The following is a 17,716-nucleotide window of genomic DNA, read 5'->3' as shown; positions in this document are numbered from 1 at the left end:
CGATGGCGACGAAATGGGCTGTCGAAGGATTTGCGTCCCTCAGACCATTGGTTGCACCGATGGCAGACAGGGTCTCGATACGAACCGGAAGGCCGCAACGAACCTCGTCACGATGTCCGGCACCGTCTCGCTGGTGCTCGTCGGCGTGCTTCACGCGGCAAGGCTCAGACGCTGGTCGCGACTATCGCTGACGTACCAGGCCCTCCCGTTGGCACGCCAACATGTCAGTCGGCGGTCATCACGGACAGCAGGTCATCCACGTCTCCCACGGCAAACGCCGAATACTCGTCGCCGATCGCGTAGGGCAGCAAGATGCGGCGATCCCGGATCAGCGCACCGCAGCTATAGGTCACGTTCGGCACATAGCCCCCGCGTTGTTCCGCGCTGGGAAACAGCAACGGCGATGCCGTGCGGGCGAGCACCTTTGACGGATCGTCCTTGTCGAGCAGGCAAGCACCGATACAATATCCCCGGACCATGCCGACGCCGTGCGTGAACACCAGCCAGCCCTCGTCGATCTCGATCGGCGATCCGCAATTGCCCAGCTGTACGAACTCCCACGGGTATTTCGGCGCCATGATCGGCGTGCCGGTTTCCCACGTGTACAGATCGTCCGATCGCAGCAGCCAGATATTCTCGCTGTCCTGGCGGCCCAGCATCACGAACTGGTTGTCGATCCTCCGCGGGAACAGCGCCATTCCCTTGTAGCCGGTCATGGCACCGGCAAGCGCCCTCATCTCGACCCGGCGCAGGTCGACCCCGCGCAGGATTTCCTGTCGCGCATCCTTGCCGTCGAACGCGGTGTACGTGCCGATGACGCTGCGGACTCCGTCGTGATCGGTGAAGTTGACCAGCCGCAGATCCTCGATGCCCTGTCGCTGGCTCGGCAAAACCGGGAAGATGACGGTCTCGGACGCATCCCGGCTGTCTTCGCATACCAGGCGGACCCACCCGTCATCCTGCCGCTCGATGCGCGGCGGGACGCCGTGTGCGCTGGCCGGATCGATCACCAGCCGATCGCCCGGTCCCCACTCGCCGGTGCGGAACGTGATCGACGAGATATGACCCTCGCCGATGCCTCGCAGCGACATGACGAAGCGAACCGCGCCCGGCACGGACGGCTCTTCATCCGTCAGTGAAACGATGCTGGGGTTGAAGAGCGCGGCGGACTCGAACGCGTATTCCTGGCTGAAATAGGCGCCGATGATCAGCCGTTCGTCCTCGTTGAAGTCGCCATCCCCTATGTCCTGCCGTACCTCATCGAAACGACGCAGCAGGACCTGCTCGGCGTTGCGATGGCGCTCGCGCATGGGGGTCAGCAGCAGGTCGCGCATCCTTTGGCGCATCGTATCGTCCAGCGCCTGGACGCGGTCCACGACGACCTGGCTGCGGGGCGGGCGGTCCGCCTCGAACGCTTTCGGATAGCCGAAACTGAATGGCCGGATCACGGTGCGCGACGGATCGGGCTTCAACTCGACGTCCAGCGTCGTGAAGACTTCGGCAGCGTTCATCGGCATCGGCATCGGCATCGGCCCTTCAGTCATGCTCGCGAGAGGACGCTCGCGGGCATAGCTGAGGTAACGATGCCGAGCCGTACCCGATCCCAGGCGGGCCTTCATAAAGCTGGTCTTCGCCGCTGCCAGCAGAGTCAAAACGCCTTCGGCACGCCGGTTGTCGGCCCGCGAGCCAGTGCGATCAGCGCGCCTTTACGAACCGTAGCGTGAACCGGTCGCTCTCGCCGATCGCAGCATATTTGGCGTGATCGACGTCCTTCAATCGATAGCTCGGCGGCAGCGTCCAGACGCCTTCCGGATGGTCGTGGGTATCCTTGGGATTGGCGTTGATCCGCGATTCTGCGGCAAGCGCGAAGCCCGCCTCCTGCGCCAGCCGAACGACCGTCGATCGCTTGATGTAGCCGCTCGTCTTCTCACGCGCCGTGTCCATTTCCTCCGGCAGGCGATGATCGACGACGCCGAGCACGCCGCCCGGCTTGAGCGCCGCATAGAACGCCTTGAACACGCGGCCCGCGACGGCGGGGTCGTCCTGCATCAAGAGGTTGTGGACGTTACGGAACGTCAGCAGCACATCCGCGCTTCCCGCCGGGATCGAGGACGCTCCGGTCTTGAAGTCGATCGTCGCGACCTGCGTCACGCCGTACTCCGCGGTCTTCGCGGCAAAGGCGCTGCGGGTGCGCTCGGCCTGCGCGGTCGGCACCAGCGCGACATAATGCCCCCGACCCTTCACCAGCGGCGCGAGGATCTCGGCATACCAGCCGCCCGCCGGCAGGAATTCGACGATCGTCTGCGTCGGCTTGACGCCGAAAAAGGCCAATGTCTGCGCCGGGTGACGATAGCGATCGCGCGCGCGGTTCGCCGGCGTCCGCGTCGGCGATGCGAGCACGGCAGCGATGTCCTTCGAGGGGGCAACGGATTGTGCCCCCACCCCGGTAGCGCCAAACGCGACGATACAGGTCAAGGCGGCGAGCAGTCGGTTCATAGCGTTACACTCCCTGAGCGATTCTTCGGCGACAATGCCCCGCACGAGCCGATCACACAATCTCAAGGGCCTTGGCTGTGTCCGGGACACCCAGCATCGCCCAACGCCTTTTGTGAGCGACATTTTTAATGGCAGATCCAGGTAGTGGCTTATCACTTCGACGAACCCCGTCCTGGACGGCGCGAATAGGTTAGGGAACATGCCAACTGCGGACATTCGGTAAGCAGACACAAACGTACCGCTCGTCCCACAGTCATGCGAAACCGACAGAAAACCGCCCTTAATCAAGTCCGGAGGCCAGGAAAGAACGGGAAAAACGAGGGTGGTGGCGGAGCGGGTGTCTGTCTTAACAACGCCTACTTAGCGTTGTTATTTCGGCATATTTTACGAGACGCCGCCGCCGCATACCATGCAATATGCCATACGTTTGAAATCTGCCTAGTTCGGGTTCCGATATGGCGTTCTACTTGGTAGCGCGGCGGCTGCACCAATGCACTCGCATTGTTGTGCGCTGCTGTGCGCCCCGCTAGGCTCCCCGAATGGACGAGCCGACACCCAAGCCGAGCGACATGGCAGACGCCGAACTGTTGCGCGCGTACCAGCAGACGACGGGCCGCCCGAACGACATGGTAGCCAACGCGCTGCTCGCCGAGATCGAACGGCGCAACCTCGATATATGATGACCGACCGCGACGTGATGGTGAAGGCGGGCGAGATCCTCGCGGAGCATGGCGCGCTGACCTCCGACTATATCATCGAGCAGCTGGGCGACGTGCTCGGTGATCGCGTGGCGGTCGAGGACTGGCGCCGGGTTGCCGCCGCGGTAGATGCGATCAATGACGCGACGCCGCAGTAGGCTTCTTATCGTGCAGACGACATGACCAGCCGCGCCCCATCCGCTTCCCGGGTTGCGCAATACGCTGCGGAGGCCGCCGCTGCCCATGACGTTACCCCGGAGGACGTCATGGGCAGAGGACGCACTGTCGCCGTCGTCCGCGCCAGGGTCGCACTGTGGAAGCGCCTATCGGACGACGGATTCAGTATGTACGCGATCGGCCAAGCTGTCGGACGCCATCACACTACGGTCATGCATGCGCTGAGGAAGTGAGGTCACGGGGACGGCGCAGCGGTGACCTCGATTGCCGCGGTCGCCGCCTCGGCCTGCTTCAGCGCGGCAAGCTGCTCCGCTGCCGTTGCTGCATACCGCGCTGCCAGTAGACCGCGTTCAGCCAGCGACATCGCCAGGCGCACGCGCGCGGCGCGCTCTGGGGATAGGAACGGAAGCACGAGGGAGGCGGTCGCCGCGATCCGATCGTATGCAGCCTGAGCCCGATCGATCGCGGCCCCGATCTGCGCCGCCTGCCCGGTCGACGGGGTCGGCATCGTCGCGCAGCTGGCGAGCATCATCGACGCCGCGCATAGCGTAGCGGTCAGCATCTTCTTCATGGTCAGTCCTTCGCTTGAGAAATCAGGCCCAACCGCCGGCGACGAGCGCGGCTTGGAAGGACATCGCGTATCCCGCGACCTTCTCGGCGCGGTCGATCCCGTTGATGATGCGGCGCGCCGAGGCGAACTGGACGGTCGTCGCTGGCCCGTTCGCGGGCAAGTAGCTGGCAAACCGCTTCCCGGTGAACCAGCCTTCGGTCATGCCGAGCACCATGATCTGCGCGGAGATATCGGTCTCGAGTGCGCGATCATAGTTCGACGTCAGCGCGCCCTTCAGCCCGAGCTCGTCGTCTGCAGTCTCGTAGTTGTAGTCGTGGGTTAGCTGGACATCGCCCCGTCCGTAGGCGATCTGCCCGCCATGCTTGCCCGGCTTGCCATACGCCTTGCCTCTGCCGCGGCCGATCTCTGGAACCGGCTGCATGCGCTGGGCGGTTTCATGAAACGAGGTGGCGAGCCCGTACGCGACGTACGCCAGGGGCGAGGCCTGCGCGGCGAACGCGGCCAGCTTCGCCTGGATGCCCTCGACCTGCGCCTTCGTCATCGTCCCGAACAGTGGGCGAATCGACGCGAAGAATTTGTCCGGAGACGCCAGCCCGTGCGCCGGGCGCGCAGGGGCGGTCGCCGGCTTTGATGCCGTCGCCATATATATTCCCTTCGGTGTGAGACGATATTGCGGGTTAGCAGTTCAGCCGGTGCCGGGGTTTCCTCCAACGTGCTCCGGCCGGCCCGCCTCGCGCTCCCGGTGCGCTAGAGGCGGGCCGTTACGGCGCGGGCTTCTCGGGAGGCTGGAACAGGTCGCTGCCCCGCTTCACCCATGCCAGGCAGGCGCTGATCAGCAGGACGCCAGCCGAGCCCAGCCCAGTGCCGTAGACCAACGCCCAGAAGGGCTCAGGACGTAGGCGGATGATCATCCCCGCCGTGAACAGCAGGGTCAGCAGCGACACGGGAAGGTCGACGCCCCAGCGATGATCCTTGCGGTCTTCCTGGCTGACGTAGAACCGCACGGCGAGGCACGCGCAGATGCCGGCGATCATGCTGCCGGTCTCGAACGGGTACCCGACGAAGTAAGAGATCTGGGGGACGCTTTGCGCGACGACCGCGCCCTTGTCCTTCGCGATGGCGGTAGCCGCCACTGGTAGCGCCGCGCCTGCGGTCGCAATGAAGCGCCACATTAGCGCGTGCTCACAACGCCGATCGCAGCGATCAGGCTCAGGAGGGTTATGCAGGCGGGACGTCGTAGCTGCTCGCGCTTGGCCCATATCCGGAGGGGCAGGGGCTGGCGCTTCAGGTGCTCGGACATTCCCTTGCCGGAAATTTCGAACATCGCCAAGGCGAGCAGCCCCAGCGTGAACGCGATCGGGTCGGTCATGCGCTGGAACGTCAGCAGCCAGGCAGTTGCCGCGGCGTTCGTCGGATCCCAGCCCCAAAGGACCATTGCGGCTGGGCCGAACCGGATCGCCATAGCCGCGCTGACTGCCCCACCGAACATCCGCCACACCGTAACAGGGTGGCTGAGCTTGTCGGTCGACCAGTTGCGTCGGATGTCGCGGGCCATCTTCAGGGCCAGCATCGTCGCGATGATGAAGCCCGCCGTGAAGCCGGCGAGGTTCACCACGACGAGCCACCCGTGCCCGTTGAAGCTGGGCGGCGCGACCGTCATCGGGCCGCGGGCGATGGCTTGTACTGCATAACTTACATTGTCTATCGCGGTCATGCGTCATCCCTTCCCGCGACCGTATGTGTCGCGATGGTGCTGGTGATTGATGTTGGCGTTTAGTCAGAAGGAGGCGCGGCTAATCGCGCGGACGCCTGCTACTGCCCGCTACCTATGAAGATCGAGGATGGGCGGGTTCACGGGTTAGCCAGAACCGAAACGGCTGCTATTGAAGCTAGTCAGGTTCAGCGCACTGGAGAAACCATGCACGCAATGATGATCGTGATCGCGTTGAGCGCCGCAGGTTCGATCACATGGCGGCTACTCAAGGAGCGGAAGCGCTCCAGGCGCAGGCTGGCAATTCGGCAACGCCATGACGCCGATGCCCTGCGGAATCGGGAGTTAGCTCAGCAGCGCGAAGCGAAGCTAGCCGCCGATAGCGCACGGCGATAGGCAGCCCGGATCCCTCTTATGCTGGTTGGAGCGGTGGAGGGCTAAGCCGTCGCCAGAGCGACTTACCAACGCCGATCGCACTCTTTTCAATTTGGGTATAACTCACCCAGCTCAACCCGAAAGTCACCACAGCGGCGACGATTTCGGCAAAGAACAATCCGACGGACGCTCGTAAATAACAGACGGAAAGCAGCAGCACGGGGAAATGCAAAAGATAAAAACTGTACGACAATTTGCCCATCATATCGATCGGCTTAGACTGTAAAAGTGCGGTAAGCCGGTTTCGTGATGACGCTAGAACGATAGCGATTGCACTCCCTATGGCGGCAAGATGAGGGGTCCACGTAGACGCGGACTCCGGTAGGGTCATCGGCATCGAATAAAGGACTAGCGCTAGTGCCAGAAGGCCCGCGGCCTGGAACCGGCTGGCTGTCGCGCCGAACGTTGTAAGCGCCTGCCAGTGCCGCGCCATTAGCGCGCCGAGGGCAAACATCGGCAGAAAATACAGGGCATCAATCCAAGCCAAGCAGTAGCAGATTGCCAGCACCGCAATCGACATCGCGCCACGCGCGCCCTGCTGAACAAGTATCAGCGCCGGAACAACCAGCGACATGCGCATCTCAATGGTCATGCTCCACACAGGAGGATTTATAAGATGGCTGTTAAACTGAGGCACAAGCAGGACGTGGCGCACGATTTGAGTCGCGGGGATCGACGCTATACCGCCAGTCCAGAACGACGAGCCCCACTCGCTCACGCCGGCCATGCGAGCGGGATCATACAATATGATCGCCGCCAACGCGAACGCGAGTGCGGTCAGGTATGCCGGGTAGATCCGGAACACCCGCTGAACGAAGAATTTCCCATAGTTCATTGGCCTACCGCCCTGCAAAAAGGGCAGGCTCAGCACGAATCCGCTCAGCACAAAGAATAGGTAAACAGGCGCATGTCCTTGATAAAAGGCCGCGATCCATGGTGTTTGGGCTATATCGGTGAAACGGCCGGGCGGGGCGATAGCTACCGCGTGTCCGATGAAAACCATCGCAGCCGCGATGCCACGCAGCCCGTCTAACTCTTCGAGCCGCTTGCCCATCATTTACCCCCGTTGATTTAAGGCAAGCTATCATGCCTTTGCCGTGACCCTCAAGCCGCCTTAACAGTACCCGCTGATCGACTGTATATAGCAGTTACAGAAGCGCCCGCAGCAATTATGTCGCCATTCACTGACCCGGCTGACGTGGCGAGCACCAACTGTAAAGCTTGGTTAGTACCGTTGCGTATCCGACAACCGCTTCTTACCATGCCTGCGCCGACCGTGAGCTTACGTGCAGCAGTTAGGGCGCCGGTTATGTCGATAAAGCCATAATTAATAGGCTCGGTGAGAAGCGTCGTATCAGCGTCTGACAGAGACAAAGTTTTGTAATTCCCGACGATGGTAGAGGTCCCATCATCGAAGGGAGCGACCGAGTTATCAAGAGCGCTACCTTGCTGATCCGCGTATGGGCCGGTTGCAGGTTTCACTATAGTCGTGCGTCCTGAAACTGTATTCCGGATCACCGAGTCCGTGAATCGGATAGTAGCAAATGCAGAAGTGTTTGCCGAGTTGTCGAAATGGCAATCTGCGAAGTCGCAGAACTTGGCCGTTCCCGTAAGGGTCAGCGCGTATCGTCCCGCTGGATCTGCGTTGATATACGTCTCGCGAGCAAACCGAGTACCATAACACCCTTTGACATACACGGCCTCCCCTTGGTTGGCCCCGCTGTTGAGGCTGTTTGTCGTAATGAAGTAATTGTCTGAAACGGCGCAGGATGCATCCATCCCTAAGAAATAGCAGGGTACGGCGCCAGCCGGATCCCCCAGCATGCGGTTATCCCGAACCTCGACGTTCGATATCTGTACGGTCACGCTGATCGCCGTGCTGGCAACGGTTTGGGGAACGGACACGGAGTAAGTCCCTGGTCCTCCCGTAGCGCCAGTAAGCTGCTTAACGATGTACGTGTTTGCCGCGATTGTGCCCGCCGCTAAACAGCACATGGGCGCGAGCCCGCCTACGACAGAAGTGACCGTTAGCACCGTGCCCGAGATGCTGCCGACGCACGAAACCGCGCCCTGCGCCGTTGGGTCGGTCGTGTTCATGGTAAGCATACGCCAGCCGCGGCCAAATTTCGAACCGCGGTTGCCAATTACTTGGCCATGAGAAAATCCGGTGTTCTCGATGCCGATATCCCGCAGATTTTCCATGTAGTTATTGTTGACCCGGAAGATCTGACCGACACCGTCGAGGCTGATCGCAAACCCGTACTGGCTGATCAGGCCGACATTCTTGAATGTGCAACCTACGACATACGCCTTCTGGAAGGCGGTATAGCGATCTTGGGCAGTGAAGCCGCGATTCATAAGCGTTATGGCGATCCGCCCGATATCCTCAAAGATACAATCTTCAAGCCATAGCCCGTCTACCACCGACGTATCAGTAAGATTATTAATTCGGCTACGAGGGAATGCGTTAAAGCCGCTGGTGTTTGCGTTAGGGGCGCTGAATTTACAACGTCTAAATCTCACATTCCTCAGTGAGTTCAAGTTACAGTATACTACCGCGAATGTGGCGTCCTCAGTAGTGTTAGCGTAAGTTGTTCTAAATGATATGTCCTCTATGGTTGCATCACTTGAATCAATCATTCGAATGACCCTGTAATCAAAGTCACCCTCAATAGTTGTTAGGCCGGGGACACCCCGAATGACAGTTCTGTTAAATGCGCTCACGATAAGCGACTTAACCTTCCATGTGCCCGCTGGCAGGAAGGCTACCCTACCCTGCGCTCGAGCGAAAAAGTCGACGATCGTTGCGGTATCGTCCAAGCCATTCGCGGGTGCGCTGGGATAGACTACATTATTCGCCAACGCCCGAGCCACCGGATCGGGAAAGGCGACCCCGGCGGCGTAAGCCGCTGCGATGTTGGCCTGTGATAATGAGGGATTGGACTTCGCATCCGAGATCCTCTCGGAGAGACTGGCGGCACTCTGGTCAATCGCGGCCTTGCCCGACTGCGGGGTTAGGGCGACGTCGTTTCGTATACCCGCTCGCGCCTCATCCAGAGTCGATGCGGGAACGTTTAACCGGAGAAGATCACCGATTGCGCCCTCTGCATGCAGGAGGCCTTCTCCGCTGACGACCGAGGATTCAAGAGCGTCGGTGACCCCATCAAGCGCTATATGCCGCAAGCGCGCCATACAAGGGACGTATATGGTCTGCCCGCTCACGTTGACCACTGGATAGTAGCCGAGCGCCCCCGTTTTTCCGCCCGCCTCATTGAAGCTGTTCGGATCATCGGCGGCGCCCGCGAGCAGCATGATCTGCCCGTTCGCCCATTCCTCGTAAGTCGCGAAGAGGTCAGCGTTCTGCGCCAGCAGTACGGCCAGCTGATCGTCTATTGCCATAGCCGCTATTCCTCGGTCGTGATGATGGTGACGCGCTGCGAGACGGCGCCGTTCCCGGCGGTGAACCCACGCGCGAGGGTGGCGAGAAACCGGCGATCGGCGATGATCTGATCCGGGTCGGTGTAGGTTAGGCTCGCCGACCAGTTCGCCGTGAAGGTGGCTTGGCCCGGCTCCCCCTCGGCAATCGGGCGGGAGCCACTGAACGTGCCGACGCCCTTGCTGATCGTAGGTGTCGCGACGTCGATACGGGCCGAGCCCCCAATCTCGCGCGCGAGCACAAGAGTGGGATTGCCGGTCTCGACACGAGTGCCGGTGAAGAAGTTGCCGTCCTGAGAGGTCGCGCCGTACGCAGCTGCGGCATTGTCGAACGATTGCTTGCTGCTAGCAGAGCCGCTGTAAGTCACATTCAACGACCAACTGTAAGACCAGGTCATGACGACGGTGATCTTGCCCCCGTTCGAGCCGAACCCGCCGGTATCGGCGATGACGTCGGCCCCGACACTGCTGCTCTGCCCGCCGTTCGTCAGCACCCCAGCGGAGAGCGCGCCGCCGAAATAGGCATCGCCGGTGACCGTCTGCCAAACGATGCCATTCGTGCGCGAGCACTGCGCGAACGGCATCGATGGGCCGAACCAGTCAATGAACTCGTTGCCGACGCCGAACCCGGTGCCGAGCACCTTCATCACCGACCCGTTGTTGAAGATCAGCTTCGCGGTGCTGACGTTGATCGTCATGGCCGCAAAGGTGATGTCGCTGATCTTGCCGTTCGAACCATCCGCGGCCGTGACGAAGATGCCACTGACGACCCCGCCTGCAGTGACAGCGAGCCCGGCACGGGCCGACAGGTTGCCGAGCGCGTCCGCCTGCGCCGAGAACAGCTGCTCCACCGAGGCCGTGCCGCCGCCGACGTTGTTCAGGCGTGCGGTGACCAAGCCGTACTGCTCCGCCCGCGCCTCGCTTTCGTCGGCGATCGCCAGCCCGAAGTTCGTCACCGCGGCGCCGATCGCCGTGCCGAGCGCCGTCGTGAAACTGGCGCTCAGGTCGGTGATGGCCTGCGCGCGCGCCTCGGTCTCCGACGAGATGGCCTGGTTGAACGTGGTGGCCGCCGCGCCGACCGCTTCGCCGATCGAGTTGGTGAAGGACGTTGTGAGATTGGTGATCGCGGTCGCTCGGGCTGCCGTCTCATCGCTTACCGCTTCCTGCACGAGCGTTATGGCGGCAGCCGTGTCCGACAGCTTGCCGTCGAACGTCGTGCCGAGGTCGGTGATGCTTTGCGCCAGCGCGTGGTCGGCATCGCTGACGACGAGCGCCAAATCGGTGATCGACCCATTCGTCTGCACTAGTGAATCCGAGAAGCTGGTCTGCAACGCGGTGATCGCCTGAGCCCGGGCTTCGGCCTCGTCCGCATCCGCCTGGTCGAGACGGGTGATCGCCGCTGCGGTGTCGCCGCTGACGCCGTCGACCTCCGCCTCGATCGTCTCGAACTTCTGCGCGAGCGACTGGCCGGGTGCGACGAGAACCGTCCCACTATTCAGAATGAATGCCGTGCCGGTCGAGTTCTTGGCGCCGAGCAGGGCGAAGACCGTCGCCGTGGCAAGTTCGCCTTCGATCCGCTGCGTCGTCTCGTTCTGGATAGCCACCCCGACCTGCACGCCGTCGAGATGCGTCAGGAAGTCGACGCGAGCTTTCCGTCGTTGCTCCAGCAACTGGCCCGACAGTGCAGCCTGGACCGTCTGACGCGCCTGTAGCAGGACGCGGTCGAGATCACCGCGCGCGATGTCGAGCGCGGCCTTCGCCGCGGCGATCTGCTCCAGCCCCTCGGTCGCATTGCGGCGAGCCTCGGCGAGGAAGTTGAGCACCTCGCCGACGGTGTCATCCGGCCCGAGCGGCGATGCAGGATCCGCGCTATTCGTCGCGCCGTCGTCGGGCTTCGGTTTGGCGGGGTTGCTGTCCTTGATGTTCTCCCACTCGACGCTGAGCGGCTCCACCTTCGCCGCAACGCTCAGGCCTTCGATCGACAGCGACAGCTTACTGACGCCTTCGCCCGCCTCGATCGAGAAGTCCTTAAAGAACCCGTAGATCGTGAGGCTGTCGAGCCCGGCTTGCCCGATCCAGAGCGACGGCCGCGCTCGTACCGCGGTGATGCGGTTGGCGACGGCATCGATCGCGTCCGTCCGGATTAGGGCCTTCGCGGTCATCCGCTTCGCCCACGCGCGCTGAACGATCGTCACCTCGCCGAAGTCGTCGACGTCCTTGCGGCTGTAATCGGTGATGCCCGCCGTCGGCGAGGCCTCAGTAATGCCCAGCGCGACGAGGCTACCGATCAGTAGCGTGCCGACCGATACCGTGCTCGGGCCGGTGATGGTCACCGTCACCGCGCCGGTCGCCGATGGCAGGTCAAGGAAGGTGACCGCACCGGCGCCGACCGCGAGCGTGCGATCGTATCCGGTTGCGCGCACCCGTACCGCGGTTGCCACGACGTCAAGCAGCGCGACGGCCTGGACGGTCCCGGCAGTCAGGGTGACCTCGATCGATCCCGTAGCCGTCGAGGCCGTGCCGAGCGCCTGATCGAACATCGCCCAGCGCTTGGTCGGCCCGACGTCAATCCAGAGCCCAGACGCGCCTGCCGGGTCGTTGCCCACGTTCGCAGCCTTCGCGTTCTCATAGACCCGGTGCGTGGCGGCTTTGATGACGTGGGCGCCAAGCGCGTAGCTGATCCCCGCAGACCATTCCGGGTAATCGTCTTCGATCACGTTGCTGGTCGCCAACACGCTGTTGGTCATGATGACCGGCTGCAGCAGCTGGAGAGTCGAAGCGTAGCCCGTTGGTGCCGGATCCCCGCCCGCGTCGGTCAACTGGTCTGTGGCAACCATGCCCTCGACGGTGAGGGTGCAGAAGCTGAGTGGCGGAACGGCGAGATCGATCTCGAACTCTTTGTAGAACCCGCGAACCGACAGGCTGTTGAACCGCTCGTCCGCAACCCACATCGCCGACGTCGCGCGGAGGTCCGCCAGGCGACGCTGCAACCCGTCGACGTCATCGAACGGCACGCCGAGGCGGACCGACATGCGCCGCGCGAACCCGCGCTCGACGACCGTCGTCACCCCGAAGTCGTCGGTGACGCGTTTGCTATAGTCGATGATGCCGATCGTCGGCGCCGTCTCGGTCGTGCCGAGTTCAATGGTTTCACCGCCGGCGGTAACGACCTTCACGCGGCGCTCGCCACGCTGATCGCCTCGCCGCCGCTCGCTGCGGTGACGTCCTCGAACTTCCGCGCGATCTTCGCGGTATTCCCGGCAGTCGTGGCGTGCCCGGTATTATTGTCGGCACGCATCTGCACGATCTCTTCGCGGAGGGACTTCACCTCTTCGAGCAGATCGTCGTTCGCGGCTGCCGGCGATGCCTGCGCGGCCTGCGTCATGGCCGCGGTGTCCAGGAAGGTGATGTTCGACTTGCCGGTAGGCGTCGATGGCGAGACCACCCCGGCGATGCCCTTGATCGCCGCGTTCGTGGCTTCGAGGGCTGCAGCCGTCTGCGCCTGGATACGGTCGAGTTCCTGCCGGCTAGTCGCCGATGCGGCTGCTGCGGTCAGCAATGCCTGCGACAGGCCCGGCAGGCTCTTGGCTGCATCCTGATCGCCACCGCGCGCGGCCATGTTCGCCGCGTTGAACTGCCCGAGCAGCTGGGCAAAGCCGCCGCCCGTATTGGTGCCGGTGAGGCCGCGGATGCGCTCGATCTCGGTGGTGATGCTGTCGCCGACCGACGTCCAGGCATCGGCGAGCGTCTTGGCTGCCGCCGCTGCCGTCTGAGCGTCCTGCACCGCGTAGATCTGCTCCTGTAGTGCGCGGTTCGACGGATCGAGCTTGGCAAGGTCGAGGGCGCGGAGGGCTGCGGTGTCGCCGGCCAGTTCGAGCAGCTGGCGTTGCAGGTCCTGCCGCTCGCTGGCGATGTCGGCCGCGCTCTTTGCCCCCTCCAGCGAGGCTTGCAGTTCGGCGAATGCCGGTGCCAGCTTCAGCAGCGTGGCATAGGTCGACTGCCCGGCCGCGGTCGTCAGATCCTGCGCTTCGACCAGTTGACGGAACCCTGCCAACGTCGATGGCATCGCCAGACCGAGGCTAGTGAACACGCCGGTCATCTGCGCCGTCTTGGCGGCTGCCTGCTCTTCCTTCGAATAGAAGGTCTGGAAATACGCGCTCGCGGCATCGGTCAACGCCGAGACGCTGTCGAACTGGTCGGCCAGGGCAAGCTTAACGCCGATCCCCATGGCCTGTGTGTTGGTGCCGAGCAGGGAGAGCGACGTGCCGACCGCCTCGACGGTCGATGCAACGCGGACCAGCGTCTCGAACACGCCTTCGCCCACCTTCTGGAACTGCTCGATCCCGGGGAATGCAGCAGCCGCCATGCCGTCCGCAGCTGCACCGAACACCGCCGATAGCTTCTCTTCGATCTGCTCGCCGGTGAGGCCCTTCAGATCGATTTTGCCGATGTTGACGATGAAGCCGTTCAGCCGCGCCTGGACATCGCCAGTGGCAACGCCGAGCGGTCCGGCAGCTGCCGCGATCGCGTCGTTGAACGACTTCAGGATCAGCGTGAACTGATTCTCAAGGCCCGCGTCAGCCGCGCCGTACTGCGTGGAATATTTGGTGCTGGTCGTGAGGCCGAAAAGCTTCTTCTTCTTCTCGACGTCCGAATAATAGGACGCGTCGAAGCCACCGCCGAGGATACTGCCGACCGACTGCGCGCCGCCATAGAGGCCGCTTCCGATGACGCTGGTCTTAGTGCCGAACAGCGATGCGAGCGCGCCGCCGAACACGGGAACGAGCGCCTTCAGGGTCGAGCCGACCGCGTTGGTCTTGAAGCCGGTGTTGACGCCTGCCGACGCGTCGATGTTGCCCGAGCGCACCACGAGGGCCGCAACGCCGCCGATCTGACTGTCGATGGACTTCAACGAAGCCGACATTTCGCGCGCGAAGGTGTTCGTCAACGTGTCGACCTCCTTCAGCGCATCGATCGAGTTCTTGATGCTGTCGCTCTTCGCCGAGGTGTCGCCGAGAACCGTGCCGGTGCCGGTGTTAGACGTGGGCAGCGTGTTCTTGCCGCCCCCGAACGACCCGGCGACCGAGACGCCGATGCCCGCCAGCGCAGCTACAGTTGCTGCTCCAGCTGCCAAATTAAGGGGAAACGGCAGGCTCTTGATCGCGTTCACGACCGCCTCGGTCGCGCCAACGGCGATCCGTGCCGCACCGGTCGCGAGCTTCGTGCCGGTCTCGATTGCGTCCTGAGCCATCGCGCGAAGCGACAGGGCGAACTGAATTGCGCGGAAGGTCTTCTCAGCGACCTCCAGAGCCTTGTAGCCGGACGAGCCTTCCTTAAAAAATCCCTTGGCAGCCGCAGCCGCGTCGCCGAACGCCGCAACCTGAGCACCGGACGACCGGAGAGCGAAGCGCGCGTTCTCGCGTGCGATCTGGGCCTGATCGGTGCCGGCTTCCTTGATGCGCGCTAGATGCTCAGCCTCTGCGCGCGTCCGATCAGCCTGATAGGTGGCGTAGATCGATGCCATATCGCCGATCGCACGACCTGCCTCGCCGAACGCGTCAGCCATGCCTTGCCCGGCCGACTGGACCTTGCCGGCTATGATGTCCCACTTATCGGCGGTGAACGTCAGCGCATCGTTATATGACCGCTGAGCAGCGGCGAGGGTCGTGGTCTTGTCGGCGATCTCGACCTGCTTTGCGATATACGCCGCTTGGTTCGCAAGCGCGCCCGGGAACATCTCTTGGGCTTCGCGGGTGGCGCGCGTCGTCGCGAGCGCACGGGTGCGGGCAGCATCGGTTGCACCGATCAGCGAAAGCTCTTCGCGGAGGTCGGCCAGCCGGTTGTCAGCTGCGGTATCTGCTGCGACGAACCGGGCGCCCATTGCGGCCGCGTCGAGGTCCGCTTGAGCGCTACGCTGCCCCTCGAGTGCCTTGGTAGCCTTATCGACTTCCTCCTTCAGGCCACGCTGCTGCGCTGCCTCAAGCGCGGCGAGCAACGGGAGCTCCGCGATGCGCTTCTGCATCAACTCGCCCGCGAGCGCCGCGGGGAGATTGCCAGCCGCCACCTCACCATTCACTTCGGTCTGGATGCGAGCCTGATCGCGCATCGCTGCGGCCGACTTGCTGGCGTCCGACACCCGTTGTGCGATCGAGAGTCGCACCTGCCGGTCAACTGCCGCCTCGATATCCGCCTGCTGCCGGATCGCCTTGCTTTCGGCCTTCACACGAGCCTCGGCGATCAGCGCCGCAGCGCCAGAAACGCTGTACGCATCCGCCAGCTTGTACAGGTTGCGGATCTGCGCCTCGGTCGCTTCAGCGTCGCGCTCTAGCGCCTCGGCATGCTTATCGGTCTTTGGCTTCGGGAAATTATTCAACCCGATTATCTTGGCGTTGTCCTTGCGAGCGTTCTCGATCGCTTCCGCACGAACACGCCCGCCAAGGCCCGTGAGGTACTTCTTGGCGGTGTCGAAATCCTTGCCGATGGTCTTTTCGATGAGCTTCGGGTCACCCTGCCCAACAAGCATCTTCGCGACGCCGATGATGCCGCCCTTTTCAACCTCCCCGAGGTACGACTTCATTCCCGCGACCGCCGCGTACATGCCAGCAAGGGCATTTACGCCGTACGACGTGAGATCATTGAGGATCGTCTTTACGTCCTTGCCCATGCCCTTCATGTCACCGACGAAGGCTGCCGCGATGTCTTTCCCGACGACGCTAAACAGCGCCTCGCTGGTGTTGGCCCAGGTCACGGTCGCGTCTTTGAGCTTGTAGAGCTCCTGCTTGGTGGCGTCCGCGCCGCCAGTGATTTTGCCGAGGTGACCCGTAAGCTGGTCGTTGGTGACCCCTTGGTTGACCCACCGGTTGAACAGCGCGAACCCGGCGCCGATGGCCGCAAAGCCGATCAGAAGGGGCGCGAACCGAAGCGTGAGAGCGCCAACCTCCTTGCCGAACCCGCGCAATCCACCTTCGCTCATCTGCGCGACTTGGAAGATCTGCGCACCCTGCTGGATGAACACTTGGAAGGGCTTCTGACCGGTGAGCAATCCTTGCGTGATATCCGGCAGCTGGACCGCGATATTCTTCAGCGCACCACCGCTCTTGCGAGCCGATGCCGTCATCTGATCGTGTTGCTGGGCTGCCATGTTCGTGCGCTCGATGAGCGCGCTTTCCGCGCGGCCCAACTCGGCCGCAGACGCGCCGGCTGCGGTCATGACGCGCCGCGCCTCGACGAGTTCGGCATTCAAACGGTTCTGCGATGCTGCCGCCGGGTCGATCATCGCGCGCAGGCGGGCCAGCGTCGCGGCATCGCTCGCAGCAGCAGCCTCTTCTGCTCGAAGGGCGGCGGCACCGCGGCGCGCAGCAGCTTCGAACTGGTCATGAGCGAACGCCGCCGACCGCAGGCGCTGGGCCTCATCGTCCCGCGCCGTCGCCGCCTGAGCTGCCTCGAACTCGCGCTGTGCCGCCGCGCCCTTGCGCGCGGCCATCTCGAACAAGCCGTAGGCGTGTGCAGCATCACGGATCCGTGTGGCCTCAGCCGTAGATGCAGCCGCCCGTTCAGCCGCCTCCATTTCACGCATAGCCGCCACGCCACGCCGCGCCGCTGCCTCGAACAGATCATGGGCGAAGGCAGCGGAGCGCAATGCCTGTGCCTGACGCTCTGCTGAGGCGACCGCCTGGCTAGCAGCCTGTTCCTGTGCTTGCGTCAGGGCCTCGGTCTCGGCGCGCGCCTTGCGGGCGGCTGCGAAGCGCTTGTCGTATAGGGCGGACTCCGCTGCGACGAGGCGCGCGGACAGGTCCGTATTGCCCTGCTTGCTGGCAGCGAGCGCAATTTCCGCGATCCGGGTCTCGCGCATTTCTTCGCGGGTCTTGCCGAAAGCGGCGGTCTCGCGCTCAAGCTGCCGGATCAGGCCCTCGCCGGCCTTCTCGGTTGCCTTCTTCTGGTTGGCGACGTTTTGCAGGGCGCGGGTCGCAGCGATATCGAACGAGGCGAACTCTGCGGCCGACTTGCCGAGGTTGACCATGTCTGACGTTGCGCGCGTGATCTTGCCAGCCTCGGCGACGACCTTTGCTTCGGTCGTATCCATGGCGCGCTGAAGTTGCATGAGGGCATCGACCGAGCCCCCGGAATTGATCGCGAAGCCGACCTCGAGCGTAGGAGTTCCGTCGTTCATGAGCAGCCTCCCTGTGTATCGAC

General features: G+C 63.1%; 12 protein-coding genes. 2 read left to right on the top strand and 10 right to left on the bottom strand.

Annotated features, from left to right (window positions below; translation table 11 throughout):
- Window positions 1–224 precede the first annotated feature (224 nt).
- Window positions 225–1,511: a glycoside hydrolase family 130 protein gene (locus C8J42_RS13160; RefSeq protein WP_133020489.1), complete on the bottom strand. Its 1,287-nt coding sequence runs from the start codon at window positions 1,509–1,511 to the stop codon at window positions 225–227.
- 184 nt (window positions 1,512–1,695) lie between these two features.
- Complete coding sequence (locus C8J42_RS13155; RefSeq protein ID WP_133020379.1) at window positions 1,696–2,496, bottom strand: class I SAM-dependent methyltransferase; 801 nt, start codon at window positions 2,494–2,496, stop codon at window positions 1,696–1,698.
- Window positions 2,497–3,035: 539 nt separating this feature from the next.
- Between C8J42_RS13155 and C8J42_RS20155 the strand changes: the two genes are divergently transcribed.
- Together C8J42_RS20155 and C8J42_RS13150 are read left to right on the top strand one after the other, a co-directional pair.
- Window positions 3,036–3,176: a hypothetical protein gene (locus C8J42_RS20155; protein ID WP_165895492.1), complete on the top strand. Its 141-nt coding sequence runs from the start codon at window positions 3,036–3,038 to the stop codon at window positions 3,174–3,176.
- Window positions 3,176–3,352 (top strand): hypothetical protein, encoded by a 177-nt coding sequence (locus C8J42_RS13150; RefSeq protein WP_165895491.1) that lies wholly within the window; start codon window positions 3,176–3,178, stop codon window positions 3,350–3,352. Before C8J42_RS20155 ends, C8J42_RS13150 begins: the two co-directional genes overlap by 1 nt.
- Before the next feature lie 254 nt (window positions 3,353–3,606).
- Here C8J42_RS13150 and C8J42_RS13140 read toward each other — a convergent pair whose 3' ends face one another.
- The 8 genes from C8J42_RS13140 to C8J42_RS13100 form a co-directional block, all read right to left on the bottom strand.
- Window positions 3,607–3,942: a hypothetical protein gene (locus C8J42_RS13140; RefSeq protein WP_133020376.1), complete on the bottom strand. Its 336-nt coding sequence runs from the start codon at window positions 3,940–3,942 to the stop codon at window positions 3,607–3,609.
- A gap of 22 nt (window positions 3,943–3,964) precedes the next feature.
- A complete protein-coding gene (locus C8J42_RS13135; protein WP_207897123.1) occupies window positions 3,965–4,585 on the bottom strand; it encodes a hypothetical protein in 621 nt (206 codons plus the stop codon).
- 118 nt (window positions 4,586–4,703) lie between these two features.
- Window positions 4,704–5,114 (bottom strand): hypothetical protein, encoded by a 411-nt coding sequence (locus tag C8J42_RS13130; RefSeq protein ID WP_133020375.1) that lies wholly within the window; start codon window positions 5,112–5,114, stop codon window positions 4,704–4,706.
- Window positions 5,114–5,656: a hypothetical protein gene (locus tag C8J42_RS13125; RefSeq protein ID WP_133020374.1), complete on the bottom strand. Its 543-nt coding sequence runs from the start codon at window positions 5,654–5,656 to the stop codon at window positions 5,114–5,116. Before C8J42_RS13125 ends, C8J42_RS13130 begins: the two co-directional genes overlap by 1 nt.
- A 409-nt stretch (window positions 5,657–6,065) precedes the next feature.
- The gene (locus C8J42_RS13115; RefSeq protein ID WP_165895490.1) at window positions 6,066–7,142 is read right to left on the bottom strand and encodes an acyltransferase; all 1,077 of its coding nucleotides are present in this window, start codon (window positions 7,140–7,142) and stop codon (window positions 6,066–6,068) included.
- A 50-nt stretch (window positions 7,143–7,192) separates the two neighbouring features.
- On the bottom strand, window positions 7,193–9,487 hold the full coding sequence (locus C8J42_RS13110; RefSeq protein WP_133020371.1) for a hypothetical protein: 2,295 nt from the start codon (window positions 9,485–9,487) through the stop codon (window positions 7,193–7,195).
- 5 nt (window positions 9,488–9,492) lie between these two features.
- Window positions 9,493–12,699 carry a hypothetical protein gene (locus C8J42_RS13105; protein ID WP_133020370.1) on the bottom strand — a complete coding sequence of 1,069 codons (3,207 nt, stop codon included), beginning with the start codon at window positions 12,697–12,699 and terminating at the stop codon, window positions 9,493–9,495.
- Window positions 12,696–17,693: a hypothetical protein gene (locus C8J42_RS13100; protein WP_133020369.1), complete on the bottom strand. Its 4,998-nt coding sequence runs from the start codon at window positions 17,691–17,693 to the stop codon at window positions 12,696–12,698. The genes C8J42_RS13105 and C8J42_RS13100 overlap by 4 nt, the downstream gene beginning before the upstream one ends.
- Window positions 17,694–17,716 lie beyond the last annotated feature (23 nt).

This window comes from Sphingomonas sp. PP-CE-1A-559 (assembly GCF_004340965.1).
Classification (GTDB): domain Bacteria; phylum Pseudomonadota; class Alphaproteobacteria; order Sphingomonadales; family Sphingomonadaceae; genus Sphingomonas.
Note: the sequence above shows the minus strand (reverse complement) of the source record. Positions and strands in the feature narration are given on the sequence as shown.

Coding starts and splice junctions, on each gene's coding strand:
- C8J42_RS13160 (WP_133020489.1), bottom strand. CDS start 1,511: ATGAACGCTGCCGAAGTCTTCACGACGCTGGACGTCGAGTTGAAGCCC.
- C8J42_RS13155 (WP_133020379.1), bottom strand. CDS start 2,496: ATGAACCGACTGCTCGCCGCCTTGACCTGTATCGTCGCGTTTGGCGCT.
- C8J42_RS20155 (WP_165895492.1), top strand. CDS start 3,036: ATGGACGAGCCGACACCCAAGCCGAGCGACATGGCAGACGCCGAACTG.
- C8J42_RS13150 (WP_165895491.1), top strand. CDS start 3,176: ATGACCGACCGCGACGTGATGGTGAAGGCGGGCGAGATCCTCGCGGAG.
- C8J42_RS13140 (WP_133020376.1), bottom strand. CDS start 3,942: ATGAAGAAGATGCTGACCGCTACGCTATGCGCGGCGTCGATGATGCTC.
- C8J42_RS13135 (WP_207897123.1), bottom strand. CDS start 4,585: ATGGCGACGGCATCAAAGCCGGCGACCGCCCCTGCGCGCCCGGCGCAC.
- C8J42_RS13130 (WP_133020375.1), bottom strand. CDS start 5,114: ATGTGGCGCTTCATTGCGACCGCAGGCGCGGCGCTACCAGTGGCGGCT.
- C8J42_RS13125 (WP_133020374.1), bottom strand. CDS start 5,656: ATGACCGCGATAGACAATGTAAGTTATGCAGTACAAGCCATCGCCCGC.
- C8J42_RS13115 (WP_165895490.1), bottom strand. CDS start 7,142: ATGGGCAAGCGGCTCGAAGAGTTAGACGGGCTGCGTGGCATCGCGGCT.
- C8J42_RS13110 (WP_133020371.1), bottom strand. CDS start 9,487: ATGGCAATAGACGATCAGCTGGCCGTACTGCTGGCGCAGAACGCTGAC.
- C8J42_RS13100 (WP_133020369.1), bottom strand. CDS start 17,693: ATGAACGACGGAACTCCTACGCTCGAGGTCGGCTTCGCGATCAATTCC.